This is a genomic window from Neorhizobium populisoli (assembly GCF_019430945.1).
Taxonomy (GTDB): Bacteria; Pseudomonadota; Alphaproteobacteria; order Rhizobiales; family Rhizobiaceae; genus Neorhizobium; species Neorhizobium populisoli.
Genome location: NZ_JAHYCB010000014.1, coordinates 1 through 23,693, shown reverse-complemented (window position 1 = coordinate 23,693; position 23,693 = coordinate 1). Strand labels below are relative to the sequence as shown.

The window sequence follows — 23,693 nt, the reverse complement described above, 5'->3', positions numbered from 1 at the left end:
TGCGAAAAATCAGCGGGCGTCGCTGCGGCCGAGCTTGCCGGCGCCGAGTTGGAAGGCGGCGCGGATGATCGCCGGATCGCGCATCACCCAGCGGGCGAGCAGACCGAAATCCGGCGCCTGCCGCCGTTTCATCCGGCCCGCCTGGCTCCACAAGGCCTGCCGGCGAGCGGTATTTTTGTAGGAGGCGATCGAGGCGACGTCGCCCGGCCGGGTACGGAACCGTTCCTCGAGCGTATCGAGCGCCACCCAGGTGTTGAACTGCTGGCGCAGGAACTGCGGCGAGCGGTTGTCGATGCTGTGGAAGATGTTGAGCCCCATGCCGCGGGCCGCACCCGGTTCGTCGCAGAGCAGGGTGCGTTTCGATTTCAGGATGCAGTCGACGAAGAACAGCACGTCTTCTGCTGCAAGCCGGAGCGAAGGCTCGAAACGGACCGTCTCGAAGACCGGCCGGGCTATGACCATGCAGGAGAGATGCAGAAAGCTCCAGTTCTTCAGCATGACGCTGGCAAGCTCCGGCATCTCGATGATGAGGGGGTTTTCGGACAGCCGTGTCCCGCCTTCTGACTTCTCCAGTTCGGCCATGCCGAAGTGGTAATAGAACTCGTCGCTCGCCTGCATCGAGGCCCAGTAGCACTCGGAATCGAAGCGGGTCATGGCCTCGTGAGCATTTTTCAGATGGTCCGGCAGCCAGATATCGTCGGAATCTAGCAGCGCCACAAAACGGGTTTCCGGCGGCACGTTGTCGAGCCCGGTATTCCTCGCCGCACCCGGCCCGCCGTTCGGCTGGTGGATCACCTTGATGCGAGATTTCCAAGCGTCATCAATGGCTTGAAGTTCTATTTCAGCGGGGAGGGGTGACTCGTCGTCGACGATGACTATATCGAAATCCTGATAGGTCTGAGTGAAGATTGATTGCAATGCGCGGCCAAGAATGCCGGCTTCCTTCTGGAAAAATGGGATAACAACCGTGAATGTCGCCATGTTTTTGCCCCTGCTTCTGAGAAGTATTGAAAGCCGCTGATCCGGCTTGGGATTAAAAGGCGGCAGATCGCTGCCGTATCGAATTTGTCCTCCACAAACGGGAATCTGATCTATGGCCCCAACCCAAGGCGTGAAGACGATCACGACGAATGTCGGCTGGAGCGTGCTCTCAAAGACCGCTACTTTCGGGCTGAAATTTGTCACGGTTCCGATTCTGGCAAGACTGCTGACCCCAGAAGATTTCGGATCGGTCGCCGTGGCGCTCACCGTGGTGCAGTTTCTGGCGATGATCGGCGGGGCCGGTTTGACCTCCGCTCTGGTGGTCGACCGGGATGGCGAGATGGCCACCGTCCATACGGTTTTCTGGGCCAATCTCGCCATGTCCTGCCTGATGGCGGCGGTGCTTTTCTTCGGTGCCACCGACCTTGCGATCATGATGGGAGCGCCCGGAAGTGCGGGCCTTTTGCAGATCATGGCGCTGCTCATTCCGCTGCAGCTTTCCGGTGACGTGGCCTATTCGCTGCTCGCCCGGCAGATGAATTTCAGCAAGGACGCGGTGCTCAGTACCGTGTCGGAATGTAGCGCGGCGCTGATTGCGCTGCTGCTCGCCTTTTTCGGCTTCGGCGTCTGGGCGCTGGTCTTCCAGCTTTTTTCGGCGGCGCTGATCAGGCTCGTCGGACTTTATTTCGTGACCGGCTACATGCCGCGTTTTGTGCTCGTGCCGCGCAAGGTCGGGCCGCTGCTCCGGTTCAGTTCGGGGCTGATGGGTTCGGAGATCGCCAATTTCGTCACTTTCCAGGCGCCGATGGTGGTGATCGCGCGGATGCTCGGCATTGCCGATGCCGGCGCCTATTCGGCCGCCAACCGGTTTGCCAGCATTCCGAACCAGGTCGTGCTTTCGGCCGTGATGGGCGTGCTGTTCCCGGCCTTCAGCCTGATGGGCAATGACCGCAAGCGACGTTCCGACGCGCTGATGCTGAGCACGCAGGTGACGACCGTCATCCTGGCGCCGGCGATGTTCGGGCTCTGGGCAATTGCCGAGCCGGCGATGCTGGTTCTGTTCGGGCCGCAATGGGCCTATGCCTGGCCGGTGCTCGGATTGCTGGCTTTGTCGAAGGGCATTGTCACGCCCTGCAGCACGTTCATCCCCTATCTCAAGGGCACCGGTCATGGCCGGGTTCTGTTCTGGTCGGCGGTCCTGCGGGCCGTCGCGACGACCGTGGCGATTGCCGGTGCCGCCTATTACGGCGATCTGGTCGATGCGATGGTGGCGCTTTGCGTCGTCAACGCGATCACGTTGATCGGTTATTCCTGGGCGGTCTTCCGGGTCGACGAGATCCCGTTCCTGCGCGGATTACTCGTTAGCAGCCGGTCGATGATCACCGCTTTTGTCATGGCGCTCGGCGTGCGCGCCTTTCTGCATGTGTTTGCCGAGCGGCTGACCAACCCGTATCTCGAAGTGCTGGCGGGTGCGGCGGTGGGCGGCGTGATCTACGGCCTGCTGTTCCTGATCACCGAGCGGGCGCTTCTGCGGAAAATTTTCCAGATCGTCAAACGGCGTGGCGCAGCGGATGCGGTATCAGTCGCCTGATATGGCCGCCTGAATATGTCGCAAGTTTGCCCCAATGTTGCCACAGTTCGGCAGAGATCGGGCTGTCGGCGGTAAAACGGTAACGGGGTCTTTGGTCTGCTCGCGGATTTCGGGCAATCTTTTTTCGGCTTGTTGCGATGCAGCAATTCAGCATGAGGCGACGACGCCAATCGCCTTGAAATCATGAGCCTGTGACGGGTTTGTGATCGGTTCGAAAAACCTTTCTCAGGCAGCCGGTTATTCTATCTCGGCACCGTTATTTGCTGCGCCGCCACATTTTACCCCCAACTGGGCATGATCCTTTCCGGGCTAATGCGGGCTCAAGTCTGCTCTGATTGAAACGGCGGTGACGGGAGGCACTGCCCAAAAAGGGTGACCTGTTTGACTGTTGATCAGAACATCTCCTCCCGTATCAATTTGATGCGTATCCTTTTGATCTCCGGCATCGTCTTCGTGCATGTGCCGTATGATCAGGCCACCAGCCCCTATCTCGGGCCGAATGGTTTCTTCGACTGGCTCAGGGTGTTCCTCGGGGACAGCCTGTTTCGTGTCGGCGTGCCGTGCCTGAGCGCGATTTCCGGCTATCTGCTGTTCCAGCGGGGCTTGGACAAGTTCGATTACGGCAAGACGCTCCGCTCCAAGGCGAAGACCGTGGCTCTGCCGTTCCTCCTGTGGAATCTCGGGCTGCTGGCGGTCGTGCTGATTATTCAGCGCCTCGGCATGGGCATCGGTTATTTCCCTGATCTCTGGAGCGCCAGCCCCCGTGAGTTCTTGAGTTACGCCTTTGCGACGGAAGGCCTGCCGGTCGATATCCCGCTCTACTTCCTGCGCGATCTGATCGTCTGCCTCCTGTTGTCGCCGGTTCTGGCGTTTCTGGTCCGCCGTTTTCCGGCGCCGACGCTCGGCGTGCTGTTCCTGCTGGCGGTCATGCCGAACCTGACGCTCGTCATCGTGCTGAAGAAAACGATCCTGTTCTCGTTCACGCTCGGCGTCTTCCTGGCGCTCAATCGGATCGACCTGAAGGCGATCGATCGTTTTGCCGGCGTTGGCACGGCGGCTACCGTTGCTGCGGCGGTGCTGCTTTCGATCGCGCAATATCGCACCGGCCCGGACTTCCCATGGGCTGTCGATATGGTCCGCAACGCACTGTCCATGGCCGGCGCCTTCGGCTTCTGGCTGTTGTCCGCGTTCGTCATTCGCTCAAGCATCGGCCAGCGGCTCGCCAATACCGGCAGCCTGAGTTTCTGGATTTTCTGCGCCCATTATCCGCTGCTGGTCGGCCTGTGGATGGTGTGGAACCGGGTGATGGGGGATGCCGCCTATCCGGTCTTCTATCTGGGGGCCGTCACCACAAGTCTCATCATTCTGGTCGTCAGCAATTCACTCGTCTCGCGTCATCTGCCTGGCGTCTACGAGGTGCTGACCGGCAGCCGGGGCCGCAAGGCGAAGCTGGCGGCCGCCCAGAAATCCCATTCTTCCGGTCTTGCCCCCGCGGGCAAGCCGGCCCTGACGCAACAGCAGAGGTGAAACATGATGGCGAGAGCCAGACAGATTCCCACGCGGATTCAACGAACCCTCAAGGTCGTAAGCACGTCATTGGCGCTTGGGCTTTTCGCAACCGGCACATTCGCCACCGGTGCCTTGGCGCAGGAGGGTGCGACCGGCAAATCCTTCGTCGAGGAGTTCGACCGTATCGACCGTTCCTTCTGGTTCGTGTCCGACGGCTGGAACAACGGCAAGCACCAGAACTGCACATGGTCGAAAAATCAGGTGAAGGCCGAGAACGGCGCTTTGCAGCTCACCTTCGAGCAGGCGAAGACCAAGGATCGGGATTATGCCTGCGGCGAAATCCAGACCAAGCAGCGCTTCGGTTACGGCACCTATGAGGTGCGCATGAAATCGGCTGGTGCCCAGGGGCTCAACTCCGCCTTCTTCACCTATATCGGCCCGACCGACAAAAAGCCGCATGACGAGATCGATTTCGAAGTGCTCGGCAAGAATACCGGTCAGGTGCAGGTCAACCAGTATGTCGGTGCTAAAGGCAATAACGAGAAGCTGGTGCCGGTCGCCGGCGGTGCCGACCAGGGTTTCAACGACTATGCCTTCATCTGGGAAGAAAATCGGCTTCGGTATTTTCTGAACGGCAAGCTCGTTCAGGAGGTGACGGACAAGGCGAAAATCCCGTCGAACGGCCAGAAAATCTTCCTCAGCCTTTGGGGCACCGACACGCTGAAGAGCTGGATGGGCGCCTTCGCCTATAGCCAGCCCTCGACGATGACGATCGACCGCCTCGCCTTCACCGCACTCGGTGAGGCGTGCCGCTTCCCGCAATCCGTGCTCTGCACGCTCGACTGAGGCGCATTCCCGCGCCTCGTCGCCCGACGCTGCTGAACAGCCGAATGGCTCGTAAAAGGAGTTGGACGATTTGAGTCTGAATGTTCTCTATCTCGCGCATGACCTCGCCGATGCGGCGATCCGCCGGCGCGTGCTGACGCTGAAAGCCGGCGGTGCCGATGTGACGGTGGCCGGCTTCGAGCGCGGCGCAAATGTGCTGGCAGACGAGCGTGATGTCGCGACGGTTTCGCTGGGCGAGACGGCCGATGGGCGGTTCATGCAGCGGATCGGCGCGATCGTCGGTGCGCGGATGACGCTGAAAAACAGGCTCCATTGGGTTCCGAAACCCGATGTCATCATCGCCCGAAACCTGGAAACGCTGGCGCTGGCCGGTGCCGCGGCATCGATGTTCGGCCGCGATATTCCGGTCGTCTACGAATGCCTCGATATCCACCGACTGTTGCTGGACGATGGCATGAAGGGCAAGCTGATGCGGCTGGCGCAGCGGCATTTCGGCCGTCGCGCCAGCCTGCTGATCACCAGCTCGCCGGCTTTCGTCGAGAATTTCTTCAAGCCCCGCTCCGGGCTCGATCTGCCGGTCCTGCTTCTCGAAAACAAGGTTCTGGCGCTGAGGCCGGAGGCCGTTTCCGGCATTTCCGGCCCGCGCATGCCGCAGCCCGGCAAACCATGGCGGATCGGCTGGTTCGGCGCGATCCGCTGCCGCAAGTCGCTGAAAATCCTGATCGATTTTGCTGCACGTATGGAAGGCAAAGTCGAAATCGTGCTGCGGGGCCGGCCGGCTTACAGTGAATTCGACGATTTCGACGCGATGGTTCGGGCCGCGCCGCATGTGGAGTTTCATGGGGCCTACCGGAACCCGGAAGAACTCGGTGCGATCTATCGCGACGTGCAGTTCACCTGGGCGATCGATTTCTTCGAGGAAGGGCAAAATTCCAGCTGGCTCCTGCCGAACCGGCTCTACGAAGGCGGGCTTTACGGCGCCGTGCCGATCGCGCTTGCGGGCACCGAGACCGGACGCTTCGTCAGCCGCCGCGGCATTGGTGCGACGATCAAGGATGCCTCGCCGGAGACGCTGGAAAACCTGTTCAGCGGTATGACCGAGGCTCGCTACTCGGATCTCGTCTCCCGCCTCGCAGATGTCGAGCGCAGCCAGTGGGTGACGGGACCGGCGAATTGTCGTGCCCTTGTTTCCCGGCTCGCCGCCCTACATCCCGACATTCCGTTGCCGGCAGAGATGCCGGTCGTTTCAACCGTGCAGTCTTAGAGGTGGAGTATGGTTTCGCGTTTGTCTCCGCATGATCAAGTGGCTGATATCAGGATGCTTCTCGTCATTCCCTGCCTCAATGAGGCAGTGACGATCGAGCCGCTTTTGCGCAAGTTGAATGGCCAGCGCGGCGGCATGGACATGCTGATCGTCGTCGCCGATGGCGGCAGCACGGATGGGACGCAGGCGATCGTGCGCGGCCTGGTTTCGGACATTCCGGACTTGCTGCTGATCGACAATCCCAAGCGCATCCAGAGCGCGGCGATCAATCTTGCGGTCGATCGCTTTGGTGAGGGCTGTGACTATCTTATCCGTATCGATGCGCATGGCGATTACCCGGACAATTATTGCCGGGCGCTGATCGACGAGGCGGTCGCCATGCAGGCGGATTCAGTCGTGGTCGGCATGGAGACGGTCGGTTTCGGCCTGTTCCAGAAGGCGACGGCCGTGGCGCAGAATTCCAAGCTCGGCAATGGCGGCTCCAAGCATCGGGCCGGCGGTGGTGGCGAATGGGTGGATCACGGCCATCACGCGCTGATGCGGATCGCCGCCTTCCGAGCCGTCGGCGGCTATGACGAGAGCTTCAGCCACAATGAGGATGCGGAGCTGGATTTCCGGCTGCGGGCTGCCGCCTTCCGCATCTGGATGACCGGCAAAACCTATATGACCTATTATCCGCGGGCGAGCGCTTCGGCGCTGTTCAGGCAATATCTCGGCTATGGCCGGGGCCGGGCAAAGAACCTCATCAAACATCGCTCCATCCCGAAGCTTAGGCAGGCTATCCCGCTTGCCGTCGCGCCAGTCGTGATCGGTGCGCTTCTGGCGCTCTTCTACTGGTGGACCGCGGTGCCGATGGCGATCTGGGCTGCGGCCTGCCTGGGTTACGGTTTCTGGCTGGCGGTGGGGCAGAAGAACCCCTACGGCCCGCTCGCCTCGCTTTCCGCAATGATCATGCATTTCGCCTGGTCGGCCGGCTTCTGGCTGGAACTGATCGGCATCCGCCCGCGGAGGACCGCCTGATGACGCGTACCCGTATCGATATCGGCATCTGCACCTACAGACGGCCGGAGCTTGAAGAGACGCTTCGGTCTCTTTTCACGCTCGATATGCCGGACGGTGCCGAAATCCGGCTGATCGTTGCCGACAACGACACGAACCCGAGCGCGGCGGCCCTGGTGGAAAGCCTGCGGCAGGCCTCGCCATTCCCGATCCGCTACGTGCATTGCCCGAAATCGAACATTTCGATCGCCCGTAATGCCTGCCTGACGGAATGCGAGGCGGATTATCTGGCCTTCATTGACGACGATGAGGTTGCCGATCCGCAATGGCTGGCGGAACTGTTCGCCAAGGCAAGGGACAGCGGCGCCGACGCGGTGCTGGGCCCGGTACAGGCGGTTTATGGCAGCGAGAGCGCCGGCTGGATGCGGCATGGCGATTTCCATTCGACGCTGCCCGTCTGGGTCGGTGGGCGGATCAGGACCGGTTATACCTGCAACGTGCTGCTCGACATGCGCTCGCCGTCCATTGCCGGCCGCCGGTTCGCGCTGGCGCTTGGCCAGAGCGGCGGCGAGGACACGCATTTCTTCACCGGCGTGACGGATGCCGGCGGCCGGATCGAGTTCGCGCGCCATGCCGTCGTGACGGAAAAGGTGCCGGAGAAGCGGGCGAGTTTTACCTGGCTCGCGAAACGCCGCTTCCGCTCGGGGCAGACGCATGGGCGCATCCTCGCGGCAAAGAATGCGGGGCTGAACCGGGTGAAGCAAACGGGCATTGCCGGCCTGAAACTCGGTTTCTGCGCCGCCGCGGCAGGTTTGACCGCCTTTTTCCCGATCATCCGCAATCGGTATGCGCTTCGCGCCGCGCTGCATGCCGGTGCCGTTTCCGGTACGCTCGGCATGCGTGAAATCAGACAATATGGAGCGACCGAGGCCGTATGAGCATTTCCGCAACCCAGCCGGACGTCAGTTTCGTCGTCGCCGCCTATAATGCCAAGGACACGCTGGTGCGCGCCATCGACAGCGCGCTGGCGCAGGTCGGCGTGACGGTCGAAGTGATCGTCGTCGACGACTGCTCGACGGACGGCACGCGGGATATCGCGGAGGCCTATTCCAGCATCGACGAGCGGGTGCGGCTGGTTGCCCAGACGGTCAATGGCGGCCCGGCGGCGGCGCGCAATGCCGGTTTTGCCGAAGCCAACGGACGGTGGATCGCGGTGCTCGATTCCGACGACACGATCTACCCGGTCCGCATGCTGGCCATGTTGGAGCGCGCGGAGACGATGAATGCCCAGATCGTCGTCGACAATATCGACGTCATTCCCTTCGATGCCGGCCCGCCGCAATCGATGTTTCCGCGCGATATGCTGAAGCGGCGACCGCTGATGACGCTGGCCGATTTCATCGGCTCCAACGTGATTTTCCAGTCGACCTTCAATTTCGGCTATATGAAACCTGTCTTCGAGCGGTCGTTCCTGATCGAGAACGGTCTTGCCTTCGACGAAAGCCTGCGGGTGGGGGAGGACTATCTCCTGCTTGCCTCCGCACTTGCCTGCGGCGGCCGCTGCGCCGTTTCGGCCGAGACAGGATATGTCTATCACCTGCGGCAGGGATCGATTTCGCGGGTGCTCGAACAGGGCCATCTCGATGCGATGCTGGCATCCGACAGGATTTTCCTCTCCCGCTATAAGCTCGACGCGCAGGCGACGGCGGCACAGCGCCGCCGCACCCGCAGCATCCTGGAAGCGGGATCGTTTCTCACCCTTGTCGATGAGATCAAAAAAGGATCCGTCGGCGGTTTTCTCAAGACGGCGATCGAAAATCCGCGGGCGCTCCGGCACCTGCGCATGCCGATTGCCGTGCGCATGCGCCGGCTGGTGGGGGCCGCCAGCATACAACAACAATAGTTGGGACCATTGATCGGGCAGGCGGACGGGCCTGTCGTTTTGAAGATATCAGCTCCTGAAAGCGAGCCCCATGGATCAGTTGAATTTCAGACCCCGAACGATTTTCCCGGGCGAGACCCGGGACAGCGATACGTTCATCGATCTCGACAAGCTCTGGGCGGCGGCCATCCGCCGGTCGGGCATCATCGCCATTTGCCTTGTCGTCACCGTCGCGCTGGCCGGCGCCTATCTGGTGCTGGCGAAACCGATCTATACGGCAGCAACCAACATCCTGATCGACGAAAACCTGTCGCGTTACGCCGAAGAGCAGCAGGACGCGCAATCGGCGCAGCAGCTCGACAACCGCATGTCGAGCGCGGTGGAAATTCTGAAATCCAAGGCGCTGGCGCTGCGCGTCGTCGACAAAGGTAAGTTCGACCAGAACGACATGCTCGTCGATCCGCCGCAATCGCCCGTCGATCTCGTCAAGAGCTCGGTAAAAAGCATCGTTGCCATGCTGACACCGGGTGCTCCGCCGCCATCGGAAGAGCTGGAACGGCTCGGCCGGCGCGAGAAGGCCGCCGCTCTCCTGCAACAGGCGTTGAGCGTCGAGCGGGTCGGCCGCAGTTCGGTCATCGCGCTTTCGGTGCAGTCGCCCGATCCGCAGCTTTCCGCAACGATTGCCCGTACTTACGCGGCCGCCTATCTGACCGACCAGCTGAATGCCAATTTCGACGCCTCCGAGCAGGCCTCGCTCTGGCTGCAGGAGCGGCTGAACGATCTCAACACCCGCTCGCAGCAGGCATCGCTTGCCGTCGAACAGTACAAGACCGAGCATAATCTGATCTCGCCGCGCGGCGAGCTGCTTTCGACGCAGCAGCTTTCCGATCTCAACAGCCAGCTGATCGTCGCCCAGGCGGATGCGGCGACCGCTTCGGCGCGTTACCAGCAATACCAGGCGATCATCACGAAAGGCGCGGATACGGCCGTCCAGAACGCCGTCGTTTCGGCGCGCGATACCGACAACACCCTCATCCAGGACTTGCGCAAGCGCTATATCGCTATCAACGACCGCGAACAGGGCGTCATCCAGCAGTTCGGCGCCGACCACCCGCAGGCGGTGGCGCTGAAAGGCGAAAAGGCGGAGCTGGCGCAGCAGATCTTCCGCGAACTGCAGCAGCTGACCGGCAGTTTCCGCAATGAATTCGAAGTCGCGAGCTCGCGCGAAAAATCGCTGCGCGACAGTATCGAAAAGGTGGCAGGCCGCAATTCGCAGGCCAATGTCTCGATGGTGCAGCTCGCCGAACTGGAGCAGAAGGCGAGTGCGCTGAAGACGCTGTACCAGTCCTATCTCGGCAGGTTCGAAGAGGCGACGCAGCGGCAATCGTTCCCGATCGCCAAGGCGCGCGTCATCTCCGAGGCCGGACTTCCGTCCGCGCCGTCCAGCCCGCGCAAGACGCTGACCATGGCGCTGTCGATCGTGCTCGGCCTGATGATCGGCGGCGCGGCGGCGACGCTGTTGGAATTCCGCGAACGGTTCTTCCGCACCGGCGACGATGTGCAGGCGAAACTCGGCCTACGCTTCCTCGGTTACCTGCCGATGGTGAGCGGTGCGAGTGCCGAAGAAAAGCCTGCGCCGCAGCCGACCGAGGCTGAAGTGGCGGCCGCACCGCCCGGCAACCCGATCTCCTTCCGCCGCCTGATGCGGGTGGCGGTCGAGGCGCCGCGTTCGCATTTCGCCGAGACGTTGCGCAACGCCAAGCTCGCCTGCGATATCATGCTGCAGGAGCGCAAGTGCAAGGTGATCGGCATCGTCTCCTGCCTGCCGGGAGAGGGGAAATCGATGGTGGCGGCGAATTTCGCCGGCCTGATCGCCTCGACCGGCGTGCGCACGCTCGTCATCGATGCCGACCTGCGCAATCCGGGCCTCAGCCGCATGCTGGCATCGGAGCCGGATGTCGGTCTGGTCGAAGTGGTGCTGCAGAAGACCAACTGGACGAGTGCGGCACGCGTCGATCGCCGCTCGCGGCTGACCATCCTGCCGATGACGACGCGCAGCAAGCAGCTTGCGCATACGAGCGAATTGCTCGCATCCTCCGGCATGAGCCAGTTCCTCGAGAGCATCAAGGAAACCTTCGATGTGATCGTCGTGGATCTGGCGCCGCTGATCCCCGTCATCGATGCGAAGGCCTTCGAGCCCTATGTCGACGGTTTCGTGTTCGTCACCGAATGGGGCAAGACGCCGTCCAAGGCGGTGGAAACCGTGCTGCGCGGCGAACCGCAGATTGCCTCGAAGACGGTCGGCGTCATCCTCAACAAGACGGAAATGTCCGAGCTGCATAAATATGCGGATCCGGGCGCGCCGGAGCGGCTGCGCAGCAGCTACGTGTCCTATTATAAAGAGGGTTCGGCTTCGGCTCCTCGGTAACGTATGTGACCGACCGTTGATTTCATGGCGGACCTCGCCACCGATTCGATCTCACCCTCGGGCTCGTCCCGAGGGTCTGTCCACGCCCACTTTTTTGCACCGGTTTGGATCCTCGGCACAAGGCCGAGGATGACGGAAGCGGTTTGAGGCTAAGGCAATTTCCGCTGTTGCCGATTTCCTACCATCGTCTCGGAATCGTCCGATCGTGAGCCGATCGAAAGGAGCAGTTAACCTTTATTTTCTACTTCATGAGCTAATGTGCCCTCATCGTTTCTCGTACGGTTCTCATGCAGTTCACACGCAATAATCTCCCCCAGAGTTCCGAAAATGCTCACGCCGAAGACGATGCAGTCGATACGGCGCGGCAACCTGTACGCTCTCAAAGCCTTGCTGATTTCAATCAGCCGGTGCTGGAGCAGGCCCCCTGGCAGGCGGCTTTCCGGCTCGCTCCCAACGTGCGTTTCACCCGCACGCCGGAGAATGTGCTGCCGCGCAAGCCAGCCCATGTCGAGGCTCCGGTACAATCCGAATCGCCGGCGCCTGTTGCGGCCCCGGCCGTGACTGAGGAGATAGAAGTCATTCCGTCGGAAGTCTTCCTGACGTCTGCCCGATATGATTCGGTCGCTTACGATTCCAATGCCGTGGAACAGATCGCCGGCTTGCAGAAACTCGCGGCGGCGATGCGCTACCACGCTCCGGAAGTGCGGCGATTCGTGCCGCCGGTTGCGGTTCAGCCTGCTGCCGAGCAGCCCAAGGCCGCGGTGCCGCGGCAGGATATCGCCATTTCCGATTTCGCCTTCTGGGATGCAATGCCGTTCGAGCTGGAAGGGCCGGTCGTCATCGAGCCCGCGCCTGCGTCGTCGGAACCGGAAGTCGCTGCCAAGCCCGGCGCGCCCGTAACGGATCTCTATCGTGAAGTGCCGCGCAAGGTGCTCACCCGCACCGTCGTCATCGCCCCGTCGCCCCGGCCGGAGCCCATTCGGGCACCGGAACCGGTAATCGTTCCCGCATTGCCGGTGCCTGTCGTGCCGGTGAACATGGCGCCGACAAACGTGCCGCAATTGCCTGCAGGCATCCAGTTCACGGTGAGCGAGGAATCGATCGACGATTTCATCAAGCCGGTGCTCGATACCAGGCGTGCGAAGCCTGTCGCCCGGGCGCCCGTGCAGATGCCCGCTCCGGCGCCCGTGCCTGTCGAAGCTCCTGTCGTGGTTCAGCCGGCTGCCGCAGAGCCGGAGCCCGCTCGCGCCCGTGCCGTGCGTCCGCCGGTTGCCGAATACGAATTCCCGCCGATCTCGCTTCTGCAGGAGCCGCAGGGCGAGCGTGGCCAGGCCATGCAGCCCGATGCCCTGCAGCAGAGCGCCGGTCTGCTCGAAAGCATTCTCGAAGATTTTGGCGTGCGCGGCGAAATCATCGACGTGCGTCCGGGTCCGGTCGTGACGCTCTATGAATTCGAGCCGGCACCGGGTGTCAAATCCTCGCGCGTCATCGGCCTTTCGGACGATATCGCCCGCTCCATGTCGGCGCTTTCGGCGCGCGTCGCGGTCGTGCCCGGCCGCAACGTCATCGGCATCGAACTGCCGAACACCACCCGCGAGACGGTGTATTTCCGCGAGCTCATCGAGTGCGAGGATTATTGGGAAACCAAGCATCGCCTGGCGCTCTGCCTCGGCAAGACGATCGGCGGCGAACCGGTGATCGCCGAACTCGCCAAGATGCCGCATCTGCTCGTCGCCGGCACCACCGGCTCGGGCAAGTCGGTCGCCATCAACACGATGATCCTGTCGCTGCTCTACCGGCTTCGCCCGGAAGAATGCCGCCTGATCATGATCGATCCGAAGATGCTGGAACTCTCCGTTTATGACGGCATTCCGCACCTGCTGACTCCCGTCGTGACCGACCCGAAGAAGGCCGTTCTGGCTCTGAAATGGGCGGTGCGCGAGATGGAGGATCGTTATCGCAAGATGTCGCGCCTCAGCGTCCGCAATATCGACGGCTATAACCAGCGCGCTGCGCAGGCCCGCGAAAAGGGTGAGGTGATCACCGTTTCCGTGCCGTCCGGTTTCGACCGCTCGACGGGTGAAATCAACTACGAGGAACAGGAACTCGACCTGTCGCCGATGCCTTATATCGTCGTGATCATCGACGAAATGGCCGACCTGATGATGGTCGCCGGCAAGGAGATCGAAGGCGCCGTGCAGCGTCTGGCACAGATGGCGCGTGCCGCCGGTATCCATGTCATCATGGCGACGCAGCGCCCGTCCGTCGACGTCATCACCGGCACGATCAAGGCGAACTTCCCGACCCGCATCTCCTTCCAGGTCACCTCGAAGATCGACAGCCGTACGATTCTCGGCGAACAGGGTGCGGAAAACCTGCTCGGCCAGGGCGACATGCTGCATATGGCTGGCGGCGGGCGCATTTCACGTGTCCACGGCCCGTTCGTCTCGGATGCGGAAGTGGAACTGGTCGTTCGTCACCTGAAGACCCAAGGCCGCCCGGATTATCTCGGCACCGTGACCGAGGACGAGGATGACGCCGATGACGATGAGGCGGTGCCGCAGGAAGCCGTATTTGACAAGAGCGCGGTTGGCGCGGAAGACGGCGACGATCTTTACGACAAGGCCGTCAAGGTGGTCATGAAGGACCGCAAGTGCTCGACCTCCTATATCCAGCGCCGGCTTTCCGTCGGCTATAACCGGGCTGCCTCGCTGGTGGAGCGGATGGAGCAGGAGGGTCTCGTCGGCCCGGCCAACCACGTGGGCAAGCGTGAGATCATCTCCGGCGGGCGCGGCATGGCGGCGGTTCCGGATGGGTTTGAGGAGTGATCGGTTCGGCTTAAGCCGAGCAATCGATCCAGCGGATCGATTGCAGCGACGAACGCCTTAAGCGTAAGCGCAGGGCTGAGCGGTTTGGGTAGATGTGGGTTGCCGGTTGTTCCGTGTGATACCCCCCTCTGCCCTGCCGGGCATCTCCCCCTCAAGGGGGGAGATTGGCTGGGGGCACTGGCTTCCCCAGACAATAAACTTAGCAATTGGCGCTGCTGTAGTGGTGCCCCTCGGTTGCTGCACAGTAAACGGTAGATGTGACGGAAAGATCGCGCCGCGAGTCGATCTCCCCCCTTGAGGGGGAGATGCCCGGCAGGGCAGAGGGGGGTATGGCGGGGTATCCCCGTTAATATGGCCGTTACCGCTGCCGACACACGAACGGCAGGAAGCTGCTGGCCGTCCCGAAATTCATCGCGGCCATGGTCAGCACATTGGCGAGCTTGATCTCTTCCACCGAGCGCGGGCAGATGTCGGCTCCGCTGGAACAGCCGTCTGCAATGAACTTTTCGTTGCCCTCGATGAATTCCCGGCTGATGCCGTTCGGCCCGACGAAGTCCTTGGCCCGGTTCCAGGCGCGTTCGTAACGCACACATTTCTCCTTGGCCCAGGCCTCGACCGCGGGGTCTTCGGCATGGGCGGGAGCAATGTTGTTCAGGATGACGGCGAAGGTCAGCAGAATTCTGATCATGCCTCGAGGCCTCGCAGAATCAGAAGCCGAGTGCCGCGCCATCCTTGCGATGGTCGGAGCCGCCGACATAACCATCGCCGAAACGGTGTATCAGCTGGGCGCCGCCGAAGGCAAAGCTGTTGTCCGGCGAATCCTGGCTGATCTCGTGGCCGAGGGCGGCAAGACCGTCGATGGTTGACTGCGGCATGGTGTGTTCGACGGCAACCTTGCGGCCCTCGACGAAACGCCAGCGAGGGGCATCGCTCGCCATTTGCGGGTTCTGGCCGTAGACGGCGGTGCGCACCACCATCTGGGTGTGGCCCTGCGCCTGCATCGGCCCGCCCATCACGCCAAAACTCATCAGCGGTGCGCCGTCCTTCATCACGAAGCCCGGAATGATGGTGTGGAACGGCCGCTTGTTGGGGCCGACCTCGTTCGGATGGCCCTTTTCGGCGGTGAAGCCGAAGCCGCGGTTCTGCAGGTGGATCCCGGTGCCGGGAATAACGATGCCGGAGCCGAAGCCCGCATAGTTGGACTGGATATAGGACACCATCATGCCGTTTTCGTCGGCGGTGGTCAGGTAGACGGTGCCGCCGGCCTTCGGGGCACCGGCGCCGGGTTCGCCGGCCTTGGTCATGTCGATCAGCTTGGCGCGACCGGCGAGATAGGTCGGGTCGAGCAGGGCTTCCGGCGAGACCGACATGTATTTCGGATCGGCGACGAAGCGGTCGACGTCTGCCAGAGCGAGCTTGATCGCCTCGATCTGCAGGTGCATCGCCTCGACGCTGTCGACCTCGTAATTCTCGATATTGGTATGTTCGAGAATGCCGACGGCCATGCTGGCGGCGATGCCCTGGCCGTTCGGCGGTATTTCGTGCAGGTCTACGCCGCGGAAACGGGCCGAGACGGTGCCGCACCAGTCGTTGGTATGGGCGGCAAGATCGTCCACGGTCAGGACCGCGTCATGCCGCTTGGCAAAGGCGGCGATCTTTTCGGCGAGCTGGCCGGTATAGAAGGCAGCGCCTTTGGTGGCGGCGATCGCTTCCAGCGTTTTGGCGAGGTCTTCGTTGACCAAGGTTTCGCCCGCAGCCGGCGCGCGGCCGCCCTTCAGGAAGTGGTCGGCAAAGCCCGGATAGTTCTTCAGGTTTTCAGCCCCGATCTTCCAGAGCGTCGCAATGCGCGGCGAAACCGAGAAGCCGTAGCGTGCATAATGGATAGCGGGCTCGAAAAGATCGGCGAAAGCGAGCTTGCCGAAACGCTCGGACAGAGTGACCCAGGCGGAAACGGCGCCCGGCACGGTGACGCTTTCCCAGCCGCGCTGCGGGATCTTGCCGCCGAACCGCTCCGGGCTCCAGCCGGCCGGCGAACGGCCGGAGGCGTTGAGGCCATGCAGCTCCTTGCCATCCCAGATGATGCAAAAGGCGTCGCTGCCGACGCCATTGCCGGTCGGTTCGACGACCGTCAGCGTGATGGCGGTGGCAAGTGCGGCATCCAGCGCGTTGCCGCCCTTCAGCAGCATGCGAAGGCCGGCCTGCGCGGCTAGCGGCTGTGAGGTCGCCACCATGTTGCGGGCGAAAACCGGGACGCGCTCTACGGAATAGGGATAGTTGAAGCTGAAAGTCATGTCGTCCTCCAAAATTCCTGATCGACCGGCAGCCGGAATTACCGGCTGCGGATGTAATCGCTGAGGCGCTGGGCCGCGTCCTCGATCTGCTTCGGATCGCGCAGATAACAGGCGCGCATGAAGGCCGTGCCGCCGGGGCCGAAGGCGGTGCCTGGAGCCATGCCGACGCCCGTCTGGTCGACGATCCTGAAGGCTTCGTCGCGGCTGTCGGTGACGCCGTCGATCTTCAGGAAGGCGTAAAGCGCGCCTTCCGGCTTGCGGGTCTCGACGCGATTGGTGGCGATCAACGCATCGCAGAGGATGTCGCGGGAGGTGCGGGCGCGCTCGATATTGGTGCGGACGAAATCGTCGCCGTGGTCGAGCGCGGCAATGGCGCCCTTCTGCATGAACTGCGCGACGCCGGATGTGGAATACTGGATGAGGTTGGTCAGCGTCTGGCCGATCTCGGCCGGCGCCACCATCCAGCCGACACGCCAGCCGGTCATGCACCAGTTTTTCGAGAAGGAATTGGCGAAGATGATCCGGTCGCCCTGTTCCATCACATCAATGAAGGACGGCGCGCGGTTGCCTTCGAAATAATAGAGCCCGTAGATTTCGTCGGCGATGATCCAGAGACCGTGCTTGCGGGCGAGCGCCAGAACGGCCTTTAGGTCTTCATGGCTTGCGGTCCAGCCGGTCGGGTTGGAGGGCGAGTTGATGAACAGCGCGCTGGTCTTCGGGGTGATCGCTGCTTCGAGGCGGTCGATATCGAGCACCCAGCGACCGTCGGCAAAACCGAGCTCGACGGTGACCGGCTTGGCTTCGGATACCGTGATGGCGTTGACGACGTTCGGCCAGGCGGGCGAGAGATAGATGATCTCGTTGCCGGCGGAGGCGACGGTCTGGATGGCCAGCACGATCGACTGCATGCCGGAGCCTGTGACATAGATATTGTCGGTCGAGAGGTTCTTGCCATAGTGGCGCTGGTAATAACGGACGATCGCCTCGCGCAGCGCCGGGATGCCTTGCGTCCAGGTGTAGAAGGTCTCGCCGGCCAACAGCGCCTCGCTTGCGGCACGGGTGATGAAGTCCGGCGTCGGCAGGTCGCCTTCGCCGATCCAGAGCGGCATCAGGTTTTCGCGGCCTCGTGCGTAAGTGACGATTTCGCCAATGCCACTGCGCGGCGCTGCCGCGGCACGGGCGCTGATATCCGGTCTGATGATGGTCATGGAGGGCCTGTCGATGCTGGAAATGGTGGCTTCCTGCGTAGGCCCGACCTAACCGCCGGTCAATATTTTTTCGGCCTCAATGGCCCTGAAAACGGCCGAACGTGCCGCGCGAGAAACACAGGGGATCGCCCTCGCGATGGGCGGCGCGCAGCACACGGCCGAGGATCAGCGTATGGTCGCCGGCATCGTGCATCGAGGCAAGTTCGCATTCGAAGCGGGCGAGTGTGCCGGGAATGACCGGCACGCCTTCGAGATTGTCGAGCCAGTGCAGCTCGTCGAAGCCCAGGCCACCGCGGGTGAAGCGGGCGCTGAGCAGGTCTTGGTCGGCGCTCAGAACATGGATGGCGAAATGGCTGGCCCCGGTAAATGCTGCGTAGCGCGAGGAGCTTTTCGCCGGAGACCAGAGGACCAGCGGCGGGTCGAGCGACACGGAGGTGAAACTGTTCACCGTCATGCCGATCGGCCCGGCCGGCGTTTTCGCCGTCACCACCGTCACCCCCGTCGTGAACGCGCCGAGCGCCGTGCGATAATGCCGGGCGGTCGTTGCATCGGGAATGAAGACATTCTCGTTGTGGGCATGGGTGGTGTCGGCGGATATCGTCATTTTATCCCCTTATGGTACCTGCTTGCCAATCGCAGCGGTGTAGAGTTCGAACCAGGTCTCGCGGTCTATAGACACCTTGGCGGCGTCGCCGATCGTCTTGATGCGGTCGAGATTGTTGGTGCCGAGCACCGGCAGGATGCTGGCCGGGTGGGCGAGCAGCCAGGCAACCGCCACGGCAGCGGTATCGACGCCCTGTTCGGAGGCGATGCGCTCGAGGATAGCCATCAGCGCGGCGTTCTTGAACAGCGAGCCGCCGCCGAGCGGCGACCATGCCATCGGGGCGATCGCCCGTTCCTGCAGATAGGCCAGATCGCCATTGGTGAAGGCGTCGGTCGCCAGCAGGCTGAGTTCAATCTGGTTGGTGACGAGCGTCTGCTCCATCGAAGACTGCAGCAGCGAGAAATCCCAGGGGCGGAAGTTGGAGACGCCGACGGCGCGCACCTTGCCGGATTCGACCAATGCATCGAGCGTCGAGCCGGTCACGTCCGGGTCCATGAACGGATCCGGGCGATGGATCAGCAGGAGATCGACATAGTCGGTCGCCATGTCACTGAGCGAGGCCTCCACCGATGCGATGATGTGTTCGGCGCTGGTATCATAGTGCTTGCCGCGCTTGGCCGAGTGACGGCCGGCGGGGGCGACGATACCGCATTTGGTGACGATCTCGATCTTCTCACGCAGCGAAGGCGAGGCCTTGATTGCCGCACCAAAGATCGCTTCAGCGGTGTAGCCGCCATAGATATCGGCATTGTCCATGGTGGTGATGCCCTGCTCGAGGCAGGCTTCGACCTTGGCCTGAACGTTTTTGGCCGAGGTATCGGCATCGTCGCCGATGCGCCACAGGCCGTAAACGAGGCGGCTGACTTCGAGTTCGGGCGAAAGTTGAATGCGGTCCATTACTGACGTTTCCCTGTGCCGAGCGGGGTTGCGGGTGTTTCGGCCGGGACGCGGCCGTAGGCGTGCGGCAGCGAGCAGGTCTTCAGCTGCGGCAGCACCTTCTGGCCGAAATGTTCCGCCTCGTCGAGATGCGGATAGCCGGAAAAGATGAAGGCGCGGATGCCCATCTTCTGATAGGCCTCGATTTCCGAAAGAACCTGGTCGGTGGAGCCGACGAGAGCGGCGCCGCAGCCGGAGCGGGCGCGGCCGATGCCGGTCCAGAGATGCCGCTCGACATAACCGAACTTGTCGGCGAGTTCGCGGGCCTTGGCCTGATGCGAGACGCCGAGCGAATTGCTGTCATGGGCACGGGCGCGGATCAGCTGGCCGTATTCGTCATCGAGCTTGGAAACCAGATGCTCGGCATATTCGCGGGCTTCCTGCTCCGTGTCGCGGACGATCATGTGGACGCGCAGGCCGTAATCCAGCGTGCGGCCATGCGCTTCGGCGCGGGCGTGGACGGCCTTCATGCGTTCGGCAAGCTGTTCCTTGGTTTCCGGCCACATCAGGTAGACGTCGCATTGGGCGCCGCAGAGTTCGAGCGCGTCCGGTGAATAGCCGCCGAAATAGAGAAGCGGGCCGCCGTTCTGCTGGTAGGGGCGGGCGGGTTCAGTGCTGACGCCCTTGAAATTGTAGACCTCGCCCTCGTGGTCGATCTTGTCGCGCGTCCAGGCCTGACGGAGGATCTGCACCACTTCATGGCTGCGGCGATAGCGGAAGGCGCTGTCGGCGACTTCGCCGGGGAAGTCCGAGCTGATGACGTTGAGCGTCAAGCGGCCCTTCAGCATATGGTCGAGCGTGGCGACCGTGCGGGCCAGCATGATCGGCTGCATCTCACCGCAGCGAATGGCGGCCAGCATGTTGATCCTGTCGGTCACCTGAGAAGCAGCCGCGACGAAGCTCAGCGTGTCCTGACCGACCTGATAGGAGGACGGGCAGAGGATGTTGCAGAAGCCCAGCTCCTCGGTGCGCTTCACGATATCCGAGCAGTGTTCCCAGCTCGATTTCAACGCACCGTCCGGCACGCCGAGATAGGCGTAGTCATCGGAGCAGAGGGCGGCAAACCACGAGACTTCCGCCGCATCGAGATCGGGCGACGTTACGGGCACAATGGTCATCGAATTCTCCTCAACTCCGTCAGTGATGACTTGCATAACATCTGAAATCGTGTAGATCAATGGTGTATCAATTTTTCCTTGGAGCGCCGCATGCCCAAATGGGCACGCATAAAACGCTCCAAGTTTTTGACTGGCGCATCGTGCTTTCCGAAAATCAGTTCCGATTTTCGGGCCGATGCGGCGAACGCCCTGGAGGAGGGGCCGCTCTATCTTGGAAAGCCGTCCGGGCAGCCTGCCCATCTATCTGCAGATCACCGAACTTCTTGTGCGCGACATTGCGGCCGGACGGCTGGTGGATGGCGAAAAGCTGGCGCCGGAGCGGGATATGGCGAACCAGCTCGGCATCGCCGTCGGCACGTTGCGCAAGGCGCTGGCGGAGCTGCAGACCCGCGGTCTTCTGGAGCGGGTGCAGGGATCGGGCAATTATATTCGCGCCATCAGCGATCCGAAGAGCGTCTACGCGATGTTCCGGCTGGAACTGATCCAGGGCGGCGGCCTGCCGACGGCCGAGGTCATTGATGTGACCCGGCTCGACAAACCGAAGGACCTGCCGAAATTCGGTTTCTCGCCGGAAGGGCATCGCATTCGACGCATCCGCCGGCTTTCCGGCCAGGTGGCGGCGATCGAAGAAATCTGGCTCGACGGTTCCTATGCGCAGAAAGTGGTCGAGGAAGACCTGTCGGAATCGCTCTACCTCTTCTATCGCACCCGGCTCAATCTCTGGATCGTGCGCGCCGAAGATCGGATCGATCTCGATTCCGTGCCCGACTGGGCGCCGCCGGAATTCGGCCAGAAGCCCGGCGCCCCGATCGCCCACGTGCTGCGTGTCAGCCAGGCGCAGGACGGCGCCACCGCAGAAGTTTCCCGTACATGGTTCGACCACGCCGTGGCTCGCTACGTGTCACGCTTGAGGTAAATCGATGGATCTGAGTGCCCGAAAGATGAAATTCGAAACCACGCCAGACGGCTTTTCCCTCTCCATCGACGGCCGGACCATCCTCCGCCACAGCACCGCCTCGCCCGCGATCTTCGTCGGCCAGGGGCAGGAGCGGATGGATATGTATCGCGGCAATTTCGAGATCGAGGATTATGTCACCGAGCGCAGCGCGCTGAAACATGCGGTTGTGCAGGGGCAGACTGTCACCTTCTCCGAATCCGAAGGGCGGGCACCGCGGCTGGAGATGACGGTCGCCGGCACATCGATCCATTTCCGCTCGCTGGACGAGAGCATCAATCGCTTCTGGATCCGCATTCATGCCGAAAACGACGAACATGTCTGGGGCGGCGGCGAGCAGATGTCCTATTTCGACATGCGCGGAAGGCGGTTTCCGCTCTGGACGTCCGAGCCCGGCGTCGGGCGCGACAAGTCGACCGAGATCACCTTCAAGTCCGACATGGCGAAGGCCGGTGGCGACTATTACACCACTAATTATCCGCAGCCGACCTATGTTTCCTCGCTGCGTTATGCGCTGCATGTGGAAACGACGGCCTATTCCGTCTTCGATTTCCGCCGCAAGACGTTTCATGAGATCGAAGTATGGGAAGTGCCGGAGCGGATCGAACTGACGTCTGCGCCTAACTTCATCGAGCTCGTTGAGCAGCTTTCTTTGCGTTTCGGCCGCCAGCCGGAACTGCCGGACTGGGTTTATGGCGGGGCGATCATCGGACTGAAGGACGGCGAGAATTCTTTCACACGATTGGAGACGATGCGCGCTGCCGGCGTGCAGGTTTCCGGCCTCTGGTGCGAAGATTGGGTCGGGCTTCGCCAGACCTCGTTCGGATCTCGGCTGTTCTGGGACTGGCAAGCGAACGAGACCCGTTATCCTGGCCTTCGCGACAAGATCGCCGGGCTGAACGCGGAAGGGATCAAGTTCCTCGGTTATGTGAACCCCTATCTTTGCGTTGATGGATCTCTGTTTCCAGAGGCGGAAGCGGCCGGTTATTTCGCCAAGGACCAGCTTGGCCGCACGGCGATCGTCGATTTCGGCGAATTCGATTGCGGCGTGGTCGATTTCACCAACCCGGACGCGGCCGATTGGTTTGCCGAAGAGGTGATCGGCCGAAAAATGCTGGACTTCGGGCTTTCCGGCTGGATGGCCGATTTCGGCGAGTACCTGCCGATCGACGTGGAGCTTTCGAACGGTATCGACGCCAAGCTGATGCACAATGCCTGGCCAACGCTCTGGGCCGAGGTGAACGCCAAGGCCGTGGAAAGCCGTGGCAAGACGGGTGAGGCGCTGTTTTTCATGCGGGCCGGCTTTACCGGCGTGCAGAAACATTGCCCGCTGCTCTGGGGCGGCGACCAGTCGGTGGATTTTTCGCGCCATGACGGGCTGGTGACGGTGATGTGCGCGGCGCTGTCATCCGGTCTGCTCGGCAATGCCTACCATCATTCGGATATCGGCGGTTACACGAGCCTGTTCGGCAATGTCCGCACACCGGAACTGCTGATGCGCTGGGCGGAGATGGCGGCGTTTACGCCGGTCATGCGCAGTCACGAGGGCAACCGGCCGCGGGACAATATCCAGATCGATCAGGACCCGGATGTGCTGGCGCATTTCGCGCAGATGACGCGGATTTATGTGCATCTGGCGCCGTATCTGAAGACGCTGTCCAAGGAGGCCGCGGCGACGGGTCTGCCGGTTCAGCGGCCGCTGTTCTTGCACTACGAGGGTGATCCGAAGACCTATGCGGTGCAGGACGCCTATCTCTACGGCGCCGATCTGCTGGTCGCGCCCGTGTGGCAGGCGGCTCAAGGTGAGCGGGTGGTCTATCTGCCGGAAGGGGCCGATTGGGTGCATGTCTGGAGCGGGGAAGAATTTGCCGGTGGGCAGGACGTGACGGTTGTCTCCCCGATCGGAGAGCCGCCGGTGTTTTATCGCAAGGGCACGGCTTTTGCGGATGTTTTCAAGACACTAAAGGGCATCTGAGAAATAGAGAGCTGCGGTTGTTATTAGATTTAATAGAGCCGCAGTAGCCTATCCTCATCATTCCATCGGAACATCATTCTTTGCCGCTCCCGGCGAACCGGAGAGTTGTAGGGAAGAGAAACTATATCCTTGATCCAGCCAACAATCTGCGTGCTCTGATCCCCAAAAACTGGATCGTTCATAACTGGAGTTTTCCGCGTTAAATTCCCGGCTGGGAACAGGAGCGGAAGTGATGAAGGCATCGAAGTTTTCGGACGCCCAGAAGGCGTTCATTCTGA

18 protein-coding genes and 1 pseudogene are annotated in these 23,693 nt (G+C 62.0%); 11 read left to right on the top strand and 8 right to left on the bottom strand.

The annotated features are described in order from the left end of the window. Nucleotides 1–9: 9 nt before the first annotated feature. Nucleotides 10–981 carry a glycosyltransferase family A protein gene (locus KX729_RS27885; protein ID WP_219745753.1) on the bottom strand — a complete coding sequence of 324 codons (972 nt, stop codon included), beginning with the start codon at nt 979–981 and terminating at the stop codon, nt 10–12. Between the two features lie 112 nt (nt 982–1,093). Between KX729_RS27885 and KX729_RS27880 the strand changes: the two genes are divergently transcribed. From KX729_RS27880 to KX729_RS27845, 9 genes are all read left to right on the top strand, one after another. Further along, nucleotides 1,094–2,572, top strand: a complete 1,479-nt coding sequence (locus KX729_RS27880; RefSeq protein ID WP_219745752.1) for a lipopolysaccharide biosynthesis protein — start codon at nt 1,094–1,096, stop codon at nt 2,570–2,572. Between the two features lie 381 nt (nt 2,573–2,953). Continuing rightward, entirely contained in the window at nt 2,954–4,099 is a 1,146-nt protein-coding gene (locus KX729_RS27875; protein ID WP_219745751.1) for an acyltransferase family protein, read from the top strand. Nucleotides 4,100–4,102: 3 nt separating this feature from the next. Next, the gene (gene exoK / locus KX729_RS27870) at nt 4,103–4,927 is read left to right on the top strand and encodes an endo-1,3-1,4-beta-glycanase ExoK (RefSeq protein WP_219745750.1); all 825 of its coding nucleotides are present in this window, start codon (nt 4,103–4,105) and stop codon (nt 4,925–4,927) included. A gap of 70 nt (nt 4,928–4,997) precedes the next feature. Continuing rightward, the gene (locus tag KX729_RS33790; protein ID WP_246617911.1) at nt 4,998–6,191 is read left to right on the top strand and encodes a glycosyltransferase; all 1,194 of its coding nucleotides are present in this window, start codon (nt 4,998–5,000) and stop codon (nt 6,189–6,191) included. 9 nt (nt 6,192–6,200) lie between these two features. Further along, nucleotides 6,201–7,211 (top strand): glycosyltransferase family 2 protein, encoded by a 1,011-nt coding sequence (locus KX729_RS33785; protein WP_281423276.1) that lies wholly within the window; start codon nt 6,201–6,203, stop codon nt 7,209–7,211. After that, on the top strand, nt 7,211–8,128 hold the full coding sequence (locus KX729_RS27860; protein ID WP_219745749.1) for a glycosyltransferase family 2 protein: 918 nt from the start codon (nt 7,211–7,213) through the stop codon (nt 8,126–8,128). Before KX729_RS33785 ends, KX729_RS27860 begins: the two co-directional genes overlap by 1 nt. Continuing rightward, entirely contained in the window at nt 8,125–9,093 is a 969-nt protein-coding gene (locus KX729_RS27855) for a glycosyltransferase family 2 protein (protein ID WP_219745748.1), read from the top strand. The genes KX729_RS27860 and KX729_RS27855 overlap by 4 nt, the downstream gene beginning before the upstream one ends. A 70-nt stretch (nt 9,094–9,163) precedes the next feature. Next, nucleotides 9,164–11,500: a polysaccharide biosynthesis tyrosine autokinase gene (locus tag KX729_RS27850; RefSeq protein ID WP_219745747.1), complete on the top strand. Its 2,337-nt coding sequence runs from the start codon at nt 9,164–9,166 to the stop codon at nt 11,498–11,500. A gap of 287 nt (nt 11,501–11,787) precedes the next feature. Then, complete coding sequence (locus KX729_RS27845) at nt 11,788–14,328, top strand: DNA translocase FtsK (protein ID WP_219745746.1); 2,541 nt, start codon at nt 11,788–11,790, stop codon at nt 14,326–14,328. Nucleotides 14,329–14,686: 358 nt separating this feature from the next. Here the strand turns inward: KX729_RS27845 and KX729_RS27840 are convergent, their stop codons facing one another. The 6 genes from KX729_RS27840 to KX729_RS27815 form a co-directional block, all read right to left on the bottom strand. Continuing rightward, the gene (locus KX729_RS27840) at nt 14,687–15,016 is read right to left on the bottom strand and encodes a hypothetical protein (RefSeq protein WP_219745745.1); all 330 of its coding nucleotides are present in this window, start codon (nt 15,014–15,016) and stop codon (nt 14,687–14,689) included. Between the two features lie 19 nt (nt 15,017–15,035). Then, nucleotides 15,036–16,619: a gamma-glutamyltransferase family protein gene (locus KX729_RS27835; protein ID WP_219745744.1), complete on the bottom strand. Its 1,584-nt coding sequence runs from the start codon at nt 16,617–16,619 to the stop codon at nt 15,036–15,038. Between the two features lie 38 nt (nt 16,620–16,657). Further along, nucleotides 16,658–17,827 (bottom strand): pyridoxal phosphate-dependent aminotransferase, encoded by a 1,170-nt coding sequence (locus KX729_RS27830; RefSeq protein ID WP_219745743.1) that lies wholly within the window; start codon nt 17,825–17,827, stop codon nt 16,658–16,660. A gap of 76 nt (nt 17,828–17,903) precedes the next feature. Then, nucleotides 17,904–18,431, bottom strand: a complete 528-nt coding sequence (gene smoA, locus KX729_RS27825) for an NADH-dependent FMN reductase SmoA (RefSeq protein ID WP_219745742.1) — start codon at nt 18,429–18,431, stop codon at nt 17,904–17,906. A gap of 9 nt (nt 18,432–18,440) precedes the next feature. Then, nucleotides 18,441–19,328 (bottom strand): aldo/keto reductase, encoded by an 888-nt coding sequence (locus tag KX729_RS27820; RefSeq protein ID WP_219745741.1) that lies wholly within the window; start codon nt 19,326–19,328, stop codon nt 18,441–18,443. Beyond that, a complete protein-coding gene (locus KX729_RS27815) occupies nt 19,328–20,485 on the bottom strand; it encodes an LLM class flavin-dependent oxidoreductase (protein WP_219745740.1) in 1,158 nt (385 codons plus the stop codon). The genes KX729_RS27820 and KX729_RS27815 overlap by 1 nt, the downstream gene beginning before the upstream one ends. Nucleotides 20,486–20,696: 211 nt before the next feature. Here KX729_RS27815 and KX729_RS27810 point away from each other — a divergent pair, with 211 nt between their 5' ends. Then, a complete protein-coding gene (locus KX729_RS27810) occupies nt 20,697–21,401 on the top strand; it encodes a GntR family transcriptional regulator (protein WP_219745739.1) in 705 nt (234 codons plus the stop codon). 25 nt (nt 21,402–21,426) lie between these two features. Continuing rightward, the gene (locus KX729_RS27805; RefSeq protein WP_219745738.1) at nt 21,427–23,415 is read left to right on the top strand and encodes an alpha-glucosidase; all 1,989 of its coding nucleotides are present in this window, start codon (nt 21,427–21,429) and stop codon (nt 23,413–23,415) included. 57 nt (nt 23,416–23,472) lie between these two features. On the opposite strand, the pseudogene KX729_RS27800 reads toward KX729_RS27805, so the two are convergent. Then, a pseudogene (locus KX729_RS27800) lies at nt 23,473–23,693 on the bottom strand (hypothetical protein); the annotation flags it as partial.

Bases quoted from the DNA above. Each gene is read 5' to 3' on its own strand.
- KX729_RS27855 (WP_219745748.1), top strand. From the start codon at position 8,125: ATGAGCATTTCCGCAACCCAGCCGGACGTCAGTTTCGTCGTCGCCGCC.
- KX729_RS27850 (WP_219745747.1), top strand. From the start codon at position 9,164: ATGGATCAGTTGAATTTCAGACCCCGAACGATTTTCCCGGGCGAGACC.
- KX729_RS27860 (WP_219745749.1), top strand. From the start codon at position 7,211: ATGACGCGTACCCGTATCGATATCGGCATCTGCACCTACAGACGGCCG.
- smoA (WP_219745742.1), bottom strand. From the start codon at position 18,431: ATGACGATATCCGCCGACACCACCCATGCCCACAACGAGAATGTCTTC.
- KX729_RS27835 (WP_219745744.1), bottom strand. From the start codon at position 16,619: ATGACTTTCAGCTTCAACTATCCCTATTCCGTAGAGCGCGTCCCGGTT.
- KX729_RS27830 (WP_219745743.1), bottom strand. From the start codon at position 17,827: ATGACCATCATCAGACCGGATATCAGCGCCCGTGCCGCGGCAGCGCCG.
- KX729_RS27885 (WP_219745753.1), bottom strand. From the start codon at position 981: ATGGCGACATTCACGGTTGTTATCCCATTTTTCCAGAAGGAAGCCGGC.
- exoK (WP_219745750.1), top strand. From the start codon at position 4,103: ATGATGGCGAGAGCCAGACAGATTCCCACGCGGATTCAACGAACCCTC.
- KX729_RS27820 (WP_219745741.1), bottom strand. From the start codon at position 19,328: ATGGACCGCATTCAACTTTCGCCCGAACTCGAAGTCAGCCGCCTCGTT.
- KX729_RS27880 (WP_219745752.1), top strand. From the start codon at position 1,094: ATGGCCCCAACCCAAGGCGTGAAGACGATCACGACGAATGTCGGCTGG.
- KX729_RS27845 (WP_219745746.1), top strand. From the start codon at position 11,788: ATGCAGTTCACACGCAATAATCTCCCCCAGAGTTCCGAAAATGCTCAC.
- KX729_RS27840 (WP_219745745.1), bottom strand. From the start codon at position 15,016: ATGATCAGAATTCTGCTGACCTTCGCCGTCATCCTGAACAACATTGCT.
- KX729_RS33785 (WP_281423276.1), top strand. From the start codon at position 6,201: ATGGTTTCGCGTTTGTCTCCGCATGATCAAGTGGCTGATATCAGGATG.
- KX729_RS27805 (WP_219745738.1), top strand. From the start codon at position 21,427: ATGAAATTCGAAACCACGCCAGACGGCTTTTCCCTCTCCATCGACGGC.
- KX729_RS27815 (WP_219745740.1), bottom strand. From the start codon at position 20,485: ATGACCATTGTGCCCGTAACGTCGCCCGATCTCGATGCGGCGGAAGTC.